Origin of the sequence: Mesorhizobium sp. M0062 (genome assembly GCF_040323125.1) — a bacterium.
Taxonomy (GTDB): domain Bacteria; phylum Pseudomonadota; class Alphaproteobacteria; order Rhizobiales; family Rhizobiaceae; genus Mesorhizobium.
Window position 1 is genome coordinate 1 of record NZ_JAMYUO010000031.1, and the last position, 14,084, is coordinate 14,084.

Annotated in this window: 16 protein-coding genes; 7 read left to right on the forward strand and 9 right to left on the reverse strand. The window is 63.7% G+C overall.

The window, feature by feature from the left end:
- Positions 1–175: 175 nt before the first annotated feature.
- Entirely contained in the window at positions 176–2,017 is a 1,842-nt protein-coding gene (locus NKJ64_RS26580; RefSeq protein ID WP_352463591.1) for a DEAD/DEAH box helicase, read from the reverse strand.
- Between the two features lie 190 nt (positions 2,018–2,207).
- Between NKJ64_RS26580 and NKJ64_RS26585 the strand changes: the two genes are divergently transcribed.
- From NKJ64_RS26585 to NKJ64_RS26595, 3 genes are all read left to right on the forward strand, one after another.
- Entirely contained in the window at positions 2,208–2,333 is a 126-nt protein-coding gene (locus NKJ64_RS26585) for a hypothetical protein (RefSeq protein ID WP_352463592.1), read from the forward strand.
- A 107-nt stretch (positions 2,334–2,440) separates the two neighbouring features.
- The gene (locus NKJ64_RS26590) at positions 2,441–3,475 is read left to right on the forward strand and encodes an aspartate-semialdehyde dehydrogenase (protein ID WP_023671698.1); all 1,035 of its coding nucleotides are present in this window, start codon (positions 2,441–2,443) and stop codon (positions 3,473–3,475) included.
- A 227-nt stretch (positions 3,476–3,702) separates the two neighbouring features.
- Positions 3,703–4,155 carry a GNAT family N-acetyltransferase gene (locus NKJ64_RS26595; RefSeq protein WP_352463593.1) on the forward strand — a complete coding sequence of 151 codons (453 nt, stop codon included), beginning with the start codon at positions 3,703–3,705 and terminating at the stop codon, positions 4,153–4,155.
- Positions 4,156–4,158: 3 nt separating this feature from the next.
- Here NKJ64_RS26595 and NKJ64_RS26600 read toward each other — a convergent pair whose 3' ends face one another.
- Positions 4,159–4,560, reverse strand: a complete 402-nt coding sequence (locus NKJ64_RS26600) for an ACT domain-containing protein (protein WP_352463594.1) — start codon at positions 4,558–4,560, stop codon at positions 4,159–4,161.
- A gap of 351 nt (positions 4,561–4,911) precedes the next feature.
- Between NKJ64_RS26600 and NKJ64_RS26605 the strand changes: the two genes are divergently transcribed.
- From NKJ64_RS26605 to NKJ64_RS26615, 3 genes are all read left to right on the forward strand, one after another.
- Positions 4,912–5,322: a DoxX family protein gene (locus NKJ64_RS26605; protein WP_023687655.1), complete on the forward strand. Its 411-nt coding sequence runs from the start codon at positions 4,912–4,914 to the stop codon at positions 5,320–5,322.
- Positions 5,323–5,336: 14 nt separating this feature from the next.
- Positions 5,337–5,864, forward strand: coding sequence for an SRPBCC family protein (locus NKJ64_RS26610; RefSeq protein WP_352463595.1), 528 nt, complete (start codon positions 5,337–5,339; stop codon positions 5,862–5,864).
- 153 nt (positions 5,865–6,017) lie between these two features.
- Entirely contained in the window at positions 6,018–6,281 is a 264-nt protein-coding gene (locus NKJ64_RS26615) for a YMGG-like glycine zipper-containing protein (RefSeq protein WP_023683830.1), read from the forward strand.
- Positions 6,282–6,368: 87 nt separating this feature from the next.
- Here NKJ64_RS26615 and NKJ64_RS26620 read toward each other — a convergent pair whose 3' ends face one another.
- The 7 genes from NKJ64_RS26620 to NKJ64_RS26650 all read right to left on the reverse strand — a co-directional run bounded on the left by NKJ64_RS26620 (position 6,369) and on the right by NKJ64_RS26650 (position 12,969).
- On the reverse strand, positions 6,369–7,214 hold the full coding sequence (locus NKJ64_RS26620; RefSeq protein ID WP_023687658.1) for an acyl-CoA thioester hydrolase/BAAT C-terminal domain-containing protein: 846 nt from the start codon (positions 7,212–7,214) through the stop codon (positions 6,369–6,371).
- Positions 7,215–7,301: 87 nt separating this feature from the next.
- A complete protein-coding gene (gene rpsP / locus NKJ64_RS26625; RefSeq protein WP_023671705.1) occupies positions 7,302–7,703 on the reverse strand; it encodes a 30S ribosomal protein S16 in 402 nt (133 codons plus the stop codon).
- Between the two features lie 104 nt (positions 7,704–7,807).
- Complete coding sequence (locus NKJ64_RS26630) at positions 7,808–8,134, reverse strand: chorismate mutase (RefSeq protein ID WP_023671706.1); 327 nt, start codon at positions 8,132–8,134, stop codon at positions 7,808–7,810.
- A 7-nt stretch (positions 8,135–8,141) separates the two neighbouring features.
- On the reverse strand, positions 8,142–9,728 hold the full coding sequence (gene ffh, locus NKJ64_RS26635; protein ID WP_023826865.1) for a signal recognition particle protein: 1,587 nt from the start codon (positions 9,726–9,728) through the stop codon (positions 8,142–8,144).
- 383 nt (positions 9,729–10,111) lie between these two features.
- On the reverse strand, positions 10,112–11,062 hold the full coding sequence (locus NKJ64_RS26640) for a CPBP family intramembrane glutamic endopeptidase (protein WP_023736747.1): 951 nt from the start codon (positions 11,060–11,062) through the stop codon (positions 10,112–10,114).
- 147 nt (positions 11,063–11,209) lie between these two features.
- Positions 11,210–11,809: a DUF1236 domain-containing protein gene (locus tag NKJ64_RS26645; protein ID WP_023671709.1), complete on the reverse strand. Its 600-nt coding sequence runs from the start codon at positions 11,807–11,809 to the stop codon at positions 11,210–11,212.
- A gap of 62 nt (positions 11,810–11,871) precedes the next feature.
- The gene (locus NKJ64_RS26650; protein ID WP_023726017.1) at positions 11,872–12,969 is read right to left on the reverse strand and encodes a zinc-binding metallopeptidase family protein; all 1,098 of its coding nucleotides are present in this window, start codon (positions 12,967–12,969) and stop codon (positions 11,872–11,874) included.
- 294 nt (positions 12,970–13,263) lie between these two features.
- Between NKJ64_RS26650 and NKJ64_RS26655 the strand changes: the two genes are divergently transcribed.
- Complete coding sequence (locus NKJ64_RS26655; RefSeq protein WP_023671711.1) at positions 13,264–14,061, forward strand: lytic murein transglycosylase; 798 nt, start codon at positions 13,264–13,266, stop codon at positions 14,059–14,061.
- Positions 14,062–14,084: the final 23 nt, after the last annotated feature.

A 14,084-nucleotide genomic window follows, 5' to 3' on the forward strand; every position in this document is an offset into this window, starting at 1 on the left:
AACCATCGCCGGTCCTCCGGCGGACAAGAAAACTGTCACCCATGCTATCGGTCCATTCTGTTACCTATCTATCCGGTTCGGACATCAGCCCTTTCTCCCCGTCACTATACGGGGAGAAACGCCCGGCAGGGCAATGAGGGGCAGCGCCTACATCTGTAATTGGCCGATAAGAGCCTCAAACCGGCCGCTTCTTCGGTTTCTTGTTCTTCGGCGGTCCAGCCTTGTCGAATTTCGGTTTCCCGGCCCAAGGCTTTGCATCGCCGGCGGGCCGTTCCCGCTTCTCGAATTTCGGCTTGTGTGCGCTTTGCGGCGCCTCGAACGGGCGCTTGCCGCGATGCGGCTTCTTGTCGGGCTTCGGCGCCTGGTAGCCGGCCCGCGACAGGTCGGGCGTGCCGTCCAGCCGCTTCACCACGATGTTGCCCTGCAGCTTCTTGTCGGGGCCGATGGCGGCGAGGAAGCGATCGGCCCAGTCGGCCGCGATCTGCACGTAGGTCTCATCCTGCTGCATCTTGATGGAGCCGATCTCGCGCTTGGAGATGTTGCCGGTGCGGCACAGCATCGGGATCAGCCAGCGCGGCTCGGCATTCTGCTTGCGCCCGATCGACAGCGAGAACCAGACACTGTCGCCGAAATCGTCGCGCCGGCCTGGCGCTTCATCGCGGCGCTCGAATTTTTCGCCCGCCGGTTTGTCACGCGAAGGCGTGAACGGTGCGACATCCGTAAGCTCCTCGGGCGCCGAGCGGCTGGCGCGGCATTGGCGCACGAAGGCGGCCGCAATCTGTTCGGCGCCATGCCTGGCCAGAAGCGCGTCGATGAAGCCGCGCTCGTCCTCGGCCACCGGCTCGTCGAAGGCTGGATCGGCAAGGATGCGCTCGTCGTCGCGCTTGATCACGTCGTCGGCCGAGGGCGGGCTCGCCCATGTCGCCTTCAGCCCTGCATTCTGCAGCAGGCGCTCGGTGCGCTTGCGGGCGCCGTTGGGCACGATCAGCGCGCTGACACCCTTGCGGCCGGCGCGGCCGGTACGGCCGCTGCGATGCAGCAGCGTTTCGGGATTGGTCGGCAGATCGGCATGGATGACCAGTTCGAGATTGGGCAGGTCGATGCCGCGCGCGGCGACATCCGTGGCGATGCAGACTTTGGCGCGTCCGTCGCGCATCGCCTGCAGCGCGTGGGTGCGTTCGTTCTGGCTGAGCTCGCCCGACAGTGCGACGACGGAAAAATTGCGGTTGTTGAAGCGTGCCGTCAGATGATTGACGGCGGCGCGGGTGTTGCAGAACACCAGCGCGTTCTTCGCCTCGTAAAAGCGCAGCACGTTGATGATGGCGTTCTCGCGGTCGGGATAGGCGACATTCAGCGCCCGGTATTCGATATCGAGATGCTGCTTTTCCTCGCCGCCGGCCGAGATGCGTAAGGCGTCGCGCTGATAGCCTTGCGCCAGCGTGGCGATCGAGCGCGGCACGGTGGCCGAAAACATCAGCGTGCGGCGCTGAGCCGGTGCGGCATCGAGGATGAATTCGAGGTCCTCGCGAAAGCCGAGGTCGAGCATCTCGTCGGCCTCGTCCAGCACCACGGCTTTCAGCGCCGACATGTCGAGGGAGTTGCGGGTGATGTGGTCGCGCAGGCGGCCGGGCGTGCCGACGACGATGTGGGCGCCGCGCTCCAGCACGCGCCGTTCGGAGCGCATGTCCATGCCGCCGACGCAGGACGCGACGGTGGCGCCGGTCGGCGCGTAGAGCCATTGCAATTCGCGCATCACCTGCAGAGCGAGCTCGCGCGTCGGCGCCACGGCCAGCGCCAGCGGTGCGCCAGCCTGGTCAAAACGTTCGGCACTTCCAAGAAGGGTCGGCGCCAAAGCGAGGCCGAAGGCGACGGTCTTGCCTGAGCCGGTCTGCGCCGACACCAGAGCGTCGGACTCGCCGAGCTCCAGCACGGCCTTCTGCACTGGCGTCAGCTCGGTATAGCCGCGTTTTTCCAGCGCTTCTGCCAGCGCAGGAACAATAGCTTCGAAATTGGACATCTCACTCTTTCGGAATTCAGGGTCTGGGCTCATCATGGAGCACATGCCGGGGCTGACGCACGCCAGCCAAACACTATTTGGGCGTTCGTACTTCTTGCGGCCGCTATTGTACAGGGCAGGCGTGTGCCTGGCCGCAATTGACTCCTGACGCAAACCGCGTAAAAGCCGGCATCGAACGGGATCATTTTCGATGCGCGGCCTTCTGATGGCTCTTCTTGCGTTCGACTTCCCCGGCCACAATCATGGGGCCGGGCGCGTCGGCGCGTCTCACCGTTCCAGCAAAACCATGGCCAAAAAAACCACCACCACGGTGTGATTCCCTTGGCCTAACCACCCTCTCCCGGGTCCGGCCCGGGGGACGGAACCCGCATTGGCCGGCGGGTTTTCTCCAAAAACCAAGCGGAGAGGGACAGGAGATTTCTGATGAGTTTCAAGGTTGCGGTAGTCGGCGCCACGGGCAATGTGGGTCGCGAAATGCTCAACATACTGGAAGAGCGCGGCTTTCCGGTAAGCGAAGTCGTGGCGCTGGCCTCGCGGCGCAGCCAGGGCACCGAAGTGTCGTTCGGCGACCGTTCGCTGAAGGTCAAGACGCTCGACCAGTATGATTTTTCCGACACCGACATCTGCATCATGTCGGCCGGAGGCAACGTCTCGAAGGAGTGGTCGCCGAAGATCGGCAAGCAGGGCTGCGTCGTCATCGATAACTCGTCGGCCTTCCGCTATGACCAGGACGTGCCGCTGATCGTGCCGGAAGTGAACCCGGATGCGATCTCGCTGTTCACCCGCAAGAACATCATCGCCAATCCGAACTGCTCGACGGCGCAGCTGGTCGTGGCGCTGAAGCCGCTGCACGATGTCGCCACCATCAAGCGCGTCGTCGTCGCCACCTATCAATCGGTATCCGGCGCCGGCAAGGAAGGCATGGACGAACTCTTTACACAGACCCGCGCGGTGTTCGTCGCCGATGGCGTCGAGGTCAAGAAGTTCACCAAGCGCATCGCCTTCAACGTCATTCCGCATATCGACGTCTTCCTCGACGACGGCTCGACCAAGGAAGAGTGGAAGATGGTCGCCGAGACCAAGAAGATGCTCGACCCCAAGATCAAGCTGACGGCGACCTGTGTGCGCGTGCCGGTGTTCATCGGCCATTCCGAAGCCGTCAACATCGAGTTCGAAAAGCCGATCACCGCCGACGAGGCGCGCGACATCCTGCGCGAGGCGCCGGGCTGCCAGGTCTTGGACAAGCGCGAGGATGGCGGCTATATCACGCCGCTGGAATCGGCCGGCGAGGACGCCACCTTCATCTCGCGCATCCGCGAGGACTCGACCATCGACAACGGCCTGTCGATGTGGATCGTCTCCGATAATCTGCGCAAGGGCGCGGCGCTGAACGCGGTGCAGATCGCCGAGCTTCTGGTCGAGCGCGGCCTGATCCAGCCGAAGAAGAAGGCGGCCTGACGGCTGGTTTGTTTTCGCTCACGGGGTTCGGCCTTCGGCCGATTCCGTTTATCGCTCACGGGCCGTATCGCCGCTGCCGCGGCGGGCCCTCCGCGGGGGCGCCGGAAAGCCGGCGACCCGCAGTCGCGGGCTCGGCCTTCGGCCGAAGCCTTCCTTCTCCCCGTCCTCGGGGAGAAGGTCCCGGCAGGGGGATGAGGGGCAGCGCTGACCTCTGTTGAGAAACGCCTTTGAACGATCCCACCAAAATCGTGCTGCTCCCCGCCACGGCTTTGGATGCCGCGACCATCGCCATTGTCATGCGGGCCGCACTTGGCTCGTTCTCCTGGATGCCGGTCATCCACACGCCGGATGAGGATATTGCCTTCATCCGCGAGATCGTGCTGTCCCGGCAGCAGGTGACGGTCGCCGAGGTCGGCACCGGCATTGTCGGCTTCATTGCCCTCAGCGGCGATTGGGTGGAACAGCTCTATCTCGACCCCGCCTGGATTGGGCAAGGCATAGGCAGCCGGTTGCTGGTGCAAGCGACGGCGGCACTGCGGATCGTTAAACTGCATTGTTTCCAGGCCAACACCGGCGCGCGTCGCTTCTACGAGCGCCATGGCTTTCGCCCCGAGGCGTTCGGCGACGGCACCACCAATGAAGAAGGCCTGCCGGATATTCTCTACGTGCGTCGAGCTTGATACTCAGCCGGCGCTATCCTTGGCCAGTTGGCGCAATAACTCCATCGCTTCCTCGGCCCGCTCAGCGGGCACGAACAGATGGTCATGATAGAAAGCAGAGACCGGATTGACGCCCATGCCGGCGGCAGCCAGCCGGGCGGTGATGGCGGCGAGGAAGCCGACGGCTTCCAGCGAGGAGTGGACGTTCAGGGTGATCATGCGGCAGCCGAAGGCGGACTGCAGCCCGGCGGCCTGGTCTTCGGGCAAGATCAGCGTCGTGCCCTCCTTCTCGCGAAACCACATCACCGGATTGAGCGTCTCGGGAACCGGTGCACCGGGGACCAGGGTGGCGAAGACATGGACGCCGGGAAGCAGTTCCGGCGTCATCGCCGCCAGCAGCTTTTTCAGATCAGTCTCGCCGGCCATTCGCTCGTCTCTCTCCCAGCCCTATCAATAGCCGTGACTGGTGGATGTCGATAGTCCGTCAAGGGACAGCACCCCCCTCTGCCCTGCCGGGCATCTCCCCCGCAAGGAGGGAGATCGGCGGTTTCGATGCTCCGCTCATTCATGGAACATTGCCGAAGCGGTCGAGCGTGTAATCTCCCCCCTTGCGGGGGAGATGGCCGGCGGGCCAGAGGGGGGTGTGAAGGATCGCCACGCAGCGGCTTTTGCTTGCTGCTACCCAAAAAGAATCCGCACCCTGTAGGATCGCCGCCCCATCGCTCGTCCTTGGTCCGAAGCCAGCAAACGGCTCGACCCGCTTAGGAGGGAACACCCGTGAGTATTTCTCAAACCATGCCCGTCTCATCGGGCGCCCTGTGGACCGGCCGCGTGCTCAGCGGCCTCATCATCCTGTTCATGATCTTCGACGGCGTCATCAAGCTGCCGCCGCTCGATGTCGTCACCCAGACCATGGTGCCGCTCGGCTGGCCGGCCGATGTCAATGTCGCGCGCACGCTCGGCATTATCGGGCTGATCTCGACCGCGCTCTATGCGCTGCCCCGCACCTCGGTGCTCGGCGCCATCCTGCTCACCGGCTATCTCGGCGGCGCCATCGCCACAAACATGCGCGTCGGCAGCCCGTTGTTTTCGCACACGCTGTTTAGCGTCTATCTCGGCATCATCCTGTGGGGCGGTCTCTATCTGCGCGACCCAAGCGTGCGCGCCCTGATCCCGTTCAGCCGTTAAGCGAGGAGAAAAACATGCCCAGCACCATTCTCATCATCCTAGTCGTCATCATCGCCGCCGTGCTCATCTATGCGGCGACGAGGTCGAATGATTTCGTCACCGCCCGCACCGCCAGCATCAAGGCCGCGCCGGAAGCGATTTTTCCGCTGATCAACAATTTCAAGCACTGGCCGGAGTGGTCACCCTACGAAAAGCTCGACCCCGAGATGAAGCGCACGCTGTCGGGCGCTGATGCCGGCAAGGGCGCCGCCTACGCCTGGGAAGGCAATGCCAAGGCCGGCAAGGGACGCATGGAGATCGTCAATTCCGTGCCATCCTCGCTGGTGTCGCTGAAGCTCGACTTCGAGAAGCCGTTCCGGGCCAACAACAGCGTCGACTTCATCCTGAAGCCCTCGGGCGACACCACCGCAGTCACCTGGGCAATGCGCGGCAGCCGGCCCTTCATTGCCAAGCTTTTGGGCCTCTTCATGAATTTCGATACGCTGATCGGCAAGGATTTCGAGGCTGGCCTCGCCAATCTGAAGAAGGCCACTGAAAGGTAAAACGTCCTGCATTTTCAACAAGCTCGGCGGCGGTCGTTACGAATGTGACAGGCGGGCGCACCGGGATCTCTCACGTCTTCGGGATCAAATCAGCTGTCTGGGAGTTAGAGCCGTGGCGGCGAGGACGGCGATCCGCGTGAGAGAGGAACGACAATGAAAAAAGCGATGATCATTCTGGTACTGGCGACCGCACTGGGTGCGTGCTCGCAAACCGAAAAGGGTGCCGCGGTCGGCGGTCTCGGCGGCGCGGCGGTTGGCGCAGCTGTGGCAAATGATCCGGTTCAGGGCGCCGTCGTCGGCGGCGCCGTCGGCGCCGTAGCCGGCGCGCTGATCGGCCGTGCCAGCGAAAGCGGTCAATGTCGCTACCGCGGCCGCAACGGGCGCACCTATATCGCCAGCTGCCCCGACGGTTATTGAACACAGCCAGATCCAACATCGGAAACCGGCGGCTATAGATCGCCGGTTTCGCTGTTGCCCAAGGCAGCTGGACCATGGCTGCCTGCGCTACAGCAATCCCCGGATATGCTCCCAAGCCAGGCGGCCCAGGCGCGTGTCGGCGTCGTCATTGCCGCCATGGGCATGCAGCCTCGAGCGCGGCGTGATTTCGCCCGGCAGCAGAATGCGGTGGCCGGCGTCGGGCACTGAGACGAGGCAGGTGGTCATTGCGGTGTCCTGGCGACGCCGAACGATCGACTGGGCAAAATCCAGCGATGGCCATAGCGCGTCGTCGCCGCCCGCAACCAGAACAATGTCGGCTGAAATAGCTTCGACGGGAATGGCAGCCTTGGCCGCTGCGTCCTTGAAGGTTTGCAAGGCACGTAGGAAGAGCCCCCGGTAGGACACCAGACCATCGACATACTCAGCGTTCCAAGCGGGATTGCTTGGGACAAACGGCAAAGGAATCCCCTCGAGCGTCCACGACGATCGTTCCGGCCAGCTGACGCCGTCGCGGCCCGGCCCGATATTGCCCCAGACCACCGATGTCGGGCTGATCGCAACCACGAGGCCGATGCGTGGATCGTGAGCCGCCGCAAGCAGGGAGGCCTCGGCGCCTTTCGAGGTCCCGACATAGACGATGCGCCGGCATCCCATCTGGACAAGATAGTCGGTCGCCGCGAAAAACGTTTCGAGCGGGATCTCGCAAATGCCGGGCACCTGACCTTCGCCGCCAAACCATTGCAGCGCGAGAGCGGATGCTCCTTCCTTGGCAAAGAGCCGGGCGCGGGTGACGTCGATGCGGCCGCTCGATCCGCTGAGCACGACGACGCCTGTCGTGGCGCCGGCGCATCGCAACAGCGTTCCGGCTACGCCGCCGAAAAGGGTCTCTTCCGTGACGGTCCGCTCAGTCATCTTTCGTTCGAACGCATATGACATCGCCGCACATTAGCAAAACGGCGGGCACAGGCCCGCCGTTTTGTCGATGCGATGACGCGATGCTTATTCGGCGGTGGCGGCTTCCGCTTCGGCCGGGGCTGCAGCAGCGGCGGCAACGGCGGCGGCAGCGTCTTCCTGGGCCTTCTTCAGCAGAGAGGCGCGTTCCTGCGCCTTCTTGCCGGGCTCGGCCTTCTTCGGGTTGGAGCGGGCTTCGCGCTTGAGGAGGCCGGCCTCATCGAGGAAGCGCAGCACGCGGTCGGTCGGCTGAGCGCCGTGCGACAGCCAATGCTTGACGCGGTCGGCGTCGACCTTGACGCGCTCGCCGTCCTTGGGCAGCAGCGGGTTCCACGAGCCGATCGACTCGATGAACCGGCCGTCGCGCGGCGAACGGGCGTCGGCAATGACGACGTGGTAGTAAGGGCGCTTCTTCGAGCCCGCACGGGCCAGTCTGATCTTCAAGGGCATTTCATTTCTCCTAAATTTCTGATTTCAGTGTTGGGTTAATGGCTTTGTCTGGTGCAGGTCGTTGTCCCAAAACCGCTGCGCACTTTTGGGCGACATGCACTTTGTTAGCCGGTTTTGCTTGCGCCGTTGGACGCGGCGATCTGCTCGTGATGGCGGATCACTTCGCGGACGACGAAGTTGAGGAATTTTTCCGCGAAATCGGGGTCGAGATGAGCGTCCTTCGCCAGCTGGCGAAGGCGGGTGATCTGCTCCTGCTCGCGCGCCGGGTCGGCGGGCGGCAGGCCATGCTCGGCCTTGAGCACGCCGACCGCCTTGGTGCAGCGGAAGCGCTCGGCCAGCATATGAATGAGGGCGGCGTCGATGTTGTCGATCGAGGCGCGATAGCCGGCCAGGATGGTGCGTGCGTCGGCCATGTCTTTTTCTTCGTTCATAGCGTCCTCACTTCTTCTTTCCGAGGCCGGGCAGACCACCGCCGCCAAGGCCGGGAAGCTTCATGCCGCCGGGCAGACCGGGCAGGCCACCGCCGCTCGGGGTGGGCGGGCCCTTCATGCCGCCAAGGCCGGGCATCTGCTTCTGCAAGGCTTCGAGCTGCTTGGGATCCATCTTGGAGAGGTCGGGCATGCCGCCACCCATCATGCCGCCGGGGCCACCCGGCATCATGCCGCCGAGGCCCATCTTGGAGGCAAGGCCGCCCATCATGCCGCGCATCAGGCCGCCGCCTTTGCCCTTGCCGCCCATCGCCTTCATCATGTCGGCCATGCCGCGATGCATTTTCAAGAGCTTGTTGATCTCGGCCGCATCCGTGCCTGAGCCGGCGGCGATGCGCTTCTTGCGCGAATGTTTCAGCATGTCCGGATTGGCGCGCTCGGCCTTGGTCATCGACGAGATGATGGCGAGCTGGCGGCCGAACATCTTGTCGTCGAGGCCGGCGGCCGCCATCTGGTCCTTCATTTTGCCCATGCCGGGCATCATGCCCATGATGCCGCCCATGCCGCCCATTTTCGACATCTGCTGAAGCTGGCCGGCAAGGTCGTTCAGGTCGAACTTGCCCGACTGCATCTTCTTGGCCATCGCCGCCGCCTGCTCGGCGTCGATGTTTTCGGCGGCCTTTTCGACCAGCGAGACGATGTCGCCCATGCCGAGGATGCGGTCTGCAATACGCTTGGGGTGGAATTCCTCCAGCCCGTCCATCTTTTCGCCGGTGCCGATCAGCTTGATCGGCTTGCCGGTGACGGCGCGCATCGAAAGCGCGGCACCGCCACGGCCATCGCCGTCCATGCGAGTCAGCACCAGGCCGGTGATGCCGACGCGCTCATCGAAGCTTTTGGCAAGGTTGACGGCGTCCTGGCCGGTCAGCGAATCCGCGACCAGCAGGATTTCGTGCGGGCTCGACACCTTCTTGATGTCGGCCATCTCCACCATCAGCGGCTCGTCAATATGGGTGCGGCCGGCGGTGTCGAGGATGACGACGTCATGACCGCCGAGCTTGGCTGCCTGGACGGCGCGCCTGGCGATGTCGACCGGGTTCTGGCCCGCAATGACAGGCAGCGTCGCGACTTTGACCTGCTCGCCGAGCTGGCGCAGCTGCTCTTGTGCCGCGGGCCGCCGCGTGTCGAGCGAGGCCATCAGAACCTTCTTGTTCTGGCGCTCGGTCAGGCGCTTGGCGATCTTGGCGGAGGTCGTCGTCTTGCCGGAGCCCTGCAGGCCGACCATCATGATGACGACCGGCGCCGGCGCATTGAGGTCGATGGCGACGCCCTCGGCGCCGAGCATGTCGACCAACTCGTCATGGACGATCTTGACGACCATCTGTCCGGGCTTGATCGACTTGACGACAGCCGCGCCGACGGCCTTCTCGCGCACCTTGTCGGTGAAGGAACGCACCACTTCCAGCGCAACGTCGGCTTCGAGCAGCGCACGGCGCACCTCGCGCAACGCCGCCGAGACATCAGCCTCCGACAGCGCGCCGCGGCCGGTCAGGCCGTTCAGGATGGAGCCAAGGCGCTCCTGAAGTGATTCAAACATTGGTCAACCCGCCGCGCGAGAGCGCCTTGGATTCATGGTGATCCCTGTCGGGCCGATGGCCCTCCACGCCTCTTGTGCGCTCCTGCAGCGATTCAAACATTCCGTTTCCTTTTTCTCAGGCACCCCGATGGTGCCCGAGAGGTAGTGCGTTCGCGCCGCTCATCCAAGCAAAGCTCAAAACCAAAAAGCACCCGGGGGCGCTCAGCGCTGCCGGGTGTTGGCCTCCAGGATCTGTTTACAGCACCCACCTCAAAAGGTTTTGGCGTCCTGGTCGGCTTGCTCGGAGGGATACTCGTCGCGGATTTCGGGGCTGTAGACAGGAAATCGGCCGAAGAGTCAAGACAAGGGCGGCTTCCCGGTCTCTGGATCGGTCCCTGTTTAGTTCACCCTGCATCCCGAGGGTCGGCCGTAACCTTCAGCGGCGAGCGCGGGTGCAGAAGCAGCAGGATCGTCAGCAAGGTGCAGACGATACCGATGGCGGCGATGATGACGGCATCCGTCGTCGTCCAGTCCGGACCTTCCAGCGGCTTGGCGTTGAACAGGGCGAAGGAATTGTAGTTCTCCTGATGCGAGATCAGCAGGAAGCCGGTGAGATTGTTGCCGAGATGGGCGCCGAAGGCGGCGCCGAGATTGCCGGTGACATAAACCACCAGCGTCAACAGCAAGGCGAAGGCGGCGATCGAGGCCAGCACGCAGGCGTTGATGGCGGGGGTCGAGCCCGGGCTCCAATGCAAGGAGGTGAACAGCAAAGCGGGCAATAGCGCCCACACGTAAGGGCTCTCGAAGCGCCTGGCCAGGCCGCGCAGCAGATAGCCGCGAAACAGCATCTCCTCGGACGAGGTCTGCAGCAGGGTCAGCGCCACGATCGGGAGCAGGAACAGCAGCCAGGTCGACAGGTTGATCGTGCCGCGGGCGATTTCGGGCTGTAGCCAGTAGAGCAGGATTTCGGAAAGCGCCGATGTGATCAGCACCGCGACCAGGCCCTTGAGGAAGCCCGACAAGGACACGCGGCGACTGGCGCCGAAAAGCGCCGAGAGCGGCTCGCCATGGACGAAACGCATGGCAAGCCAGAGGCCGAGCCAGATGCCGGTAAACGAGGTGAGTGCGGCGAGTATGCCGATGGGCGAGGCCAGAAAGCCCTGAAGCGGCCCGCGCGGATCGTCCGGCAATACATGCCAGACGATCGCGACATAGGTGCCGCCAAGCACCACAACCAGGGTGATCGCCACCCAGAACAGGACGACGACTGCCGTTCCAATTATCAGCCGCGGCAGGTTCGTCTTTTCGGTGGCCGTGTTGCTATAGCGCTCGAAGGCGGCTGAATCTGATATCACGCGAGTTCCTCTGCCGAACGCATCGGGTCGCATGATCTAGGGGATCGTCGGCTCTCGCGCAATTGCTGCTGTTCAGCGACCCTTTTGCCGCCCTCAGCCTCGGCAGGAGGGCGGCACGAGTTCACTTGTCATTCTTTCCAGGCAAAATCAGCGCACGACGTACATGATGCGCCGTGTCTGCGGGTCGACCAGCGCCTGCTGGCCATTCACATAGACGTAGCGGTAGCGGTAGTCGGGGATTTCGCGCAGTTCGACCGTGTCGGGCAAGGTGGCACCGGTCACCACCTCGCCTTCGAGATAGACAGGATCGAGCCGGTGCGTGCTGACATAGGTGCCGACTTCCGCCGGTGGCCTGTCGATGGCGTCGACGGGGCCGTCGTCGGACAGAATCGCACCGGTATAGGTATCGGGATAATCATCCTGCGGCGGTGTAACCACGGTGATGGCGGCGTTGGCGGGGCGGCGTGTCAGAACGACCCGGTTGCCGCCGAAATCGGCCGTGACATAGTCGGAATAGACCCAGCCCTGGCCTCCGGCTTCGGCAATGGTGCACCATTTGCTGTTTTCGATGCAGCCATTGAGCGTCGCCGACTGGCCGGCGGCGAGCACGCCGATCACAGGATATTGCGGGCCGGGGCCGGCGCGCACATTAAGATCGGTGACGGCCGAGACGGCGGTATCGGCAAGTGCCGCACCCGACATCGCGACAAGCGCCCCGGCGACGGCCGGAAACAATATGCGTCTCATGGTTTCTCTCCCTTTCATGGTCCCTCGCGACACCAAACGAAACCAGAACGCATGCGTTCCGGCTAAAATACCGACGCCAGCTCACGATTTGTTCCGGTTTCTTTCGGCAAACCGGTCAAAAGCTCATGCACGAAGCTGAGTTTCTGCGCCGTCACGTCCGAAATGACGAAGGGATAAAGGTCGGGCAGGCCCATGCAGCGGTTGATCGAGTTGGAGGCTTCCGAGAGTACCAGCCAGCGGGCGAGAATCTTTTCGAACGGCTCGGGCACGGCGTCAGGTTCCGCGGGCGCCGCCTGCAACCGGCCGCCGGTGTCGCCTTGCGGCAGCACATTGGTCTCCATCGTCTCAAGCTGGCCGAGTGGAAAATTCAGCGCGTGCACCATCTCCAGCGTGTCGGTGATGTGGAGATGGTGCGCCCAGGTCTCGGCCCAGTCTTCCCATGGATGCGACGTCGCATAGGCGGAGATGTGGTTCTGCTGCCAGTCGGGCGCAGCGCCATTGGCGTAATAGGCCTTCAGCGCCTGCTCGTAGTCGGGGCGTTCGTCGCCGAACAGCGCCCGGAAGGCATCGAGCCGTTGCGGCTCGTCGCGGATCAGCCGGTCCCAGTAGTAATGGCCAAGCTCATGACGGAAATGACCGAGCAGCGTGCGGTAATTTTCGCCCATCTCGACGCGACGCCGCTCGCGCTCGGCCGAGTCCGCCTCGGCGACGTTGAGCGTGATCAGGCCGTTGTCGTGGCCGGTAAGGATGCGTTCGCCGCCGGGACCGCCGCCGATCGGATCGGCAATGAAGTCGAAGGCGAGGCCGATTTCGTCGCCGTGCTTGTGCTTGGGCGCGACCGGAAGGCCGAAGGCGAGCAGCGAATAGACGGCGCGCTTCTTGGCCGCCTCGACGCGAATCCAGCGGCGGCGGTTGCCGTCGACGGAGAGGTCGGGGATCAGCTGGTTCAGCAAGCAGGCGCGGCAGTAGGTATGGCCCGGTTCGGCCATCCAGTTGCAGGCGCATTCATCCGCATTGGTGCAGTGGAAGATGCCGTCGACGTCAGACAAGGCAAAGCGCGCATGCTCGGGATCGTAAAGCACGAGACTCCCGCAATTCAGGCACTGCGCATTCTCGAAGTAGAGGCGGTGGCCGCAATGCGGGCAGTCGAACAGTTTCATGTCGATCTCGATGCGTCAGGCGTTGGCGTATGGCGTCAGAGGAGGAATATGGTGCGGAGCGGCGCCTCGCCCAAACGCCCGCCACGGGCCGCCGTTCCATGCCCCCGTCACCTCTTTTTACCCGAGCAGCGAATTCGCCTGCCCGGCGCCCGGGCGTTTCGGCCACAATAAGCACTTGATCGTAAGCAAATTCCGCTGCATTGGCCAGCGTAGCGCCGGGGGTACGGTGACAATGGCGCGTTTCGCTGGCAAGTTCGCAACCGGGACGTGATTCAGGCAATCAGGAGAAAAAGCATGGCATTGCTTGCCAAGGGAAAGATTATTGCTGCCGCGGTGGTCGCGGTACTTGCGCTGGCGACGGGCGCGCAGGCGGCGGCCAGCTGCGGCAAGACCGGCGCGGGCTTCGAGGCGTGGAAGCAGGACTTTGCCGCGCAGGCCAGGTCCGAAGGTGTCGGCGGGAAGGGTCTGGCTGCTCTGGCCGGTGCCAGCTACGCGACAAAGACAATCTCCGTCGACCGCGCCATCCACAAGGCTTTCAGCGGTTCGGTGGACGCCTTCATGAAGCGCCGTGGCGGAGCTGCGATCATTTCCAGGGGCCGTGCGCTGAAGAAGTCGAATGCGGCGATGTTCGACAGGATCGAGAGCAATTACGGCGTGTCGCCGGGCGTGTTGCTGGCCATCTGGGGCATGGAAACCGGCTTCGGAGCCTCCCTGGGCAACCAGAACACGGTCTCCGCCATTCTGACGCTTGCCTATGATTGCCGTCGCCCGGGCTTCTTTTACCCGCATGCCATTGCGGCGCTGAAGCTGGTCGATCGCGGCGCGCTGAGCGCCTCGTCGGTCGGCGCTGCGCATGGCGAGATCGGCCATACGCAGTTCCTGCCCGGCAATGTCCTGAAGTATGGCGTCGGCAACGGAAATCTGCGCGACAAGGCGACGGCCTTGGCTTCGACGGCCAACTTTCTCAAGGCTCATGGCTGGCGGGCGGGTGCGAGCGCGAGTGCGAATATGGGGGCCATCGCCGGCTGGAATTCCGCCAGCGTCTACCAGCAGGCCATCGCCCAGATCGCCGACGCGATCGACGGCGGCTGATAGAAATATCCAGATCGAAGAAC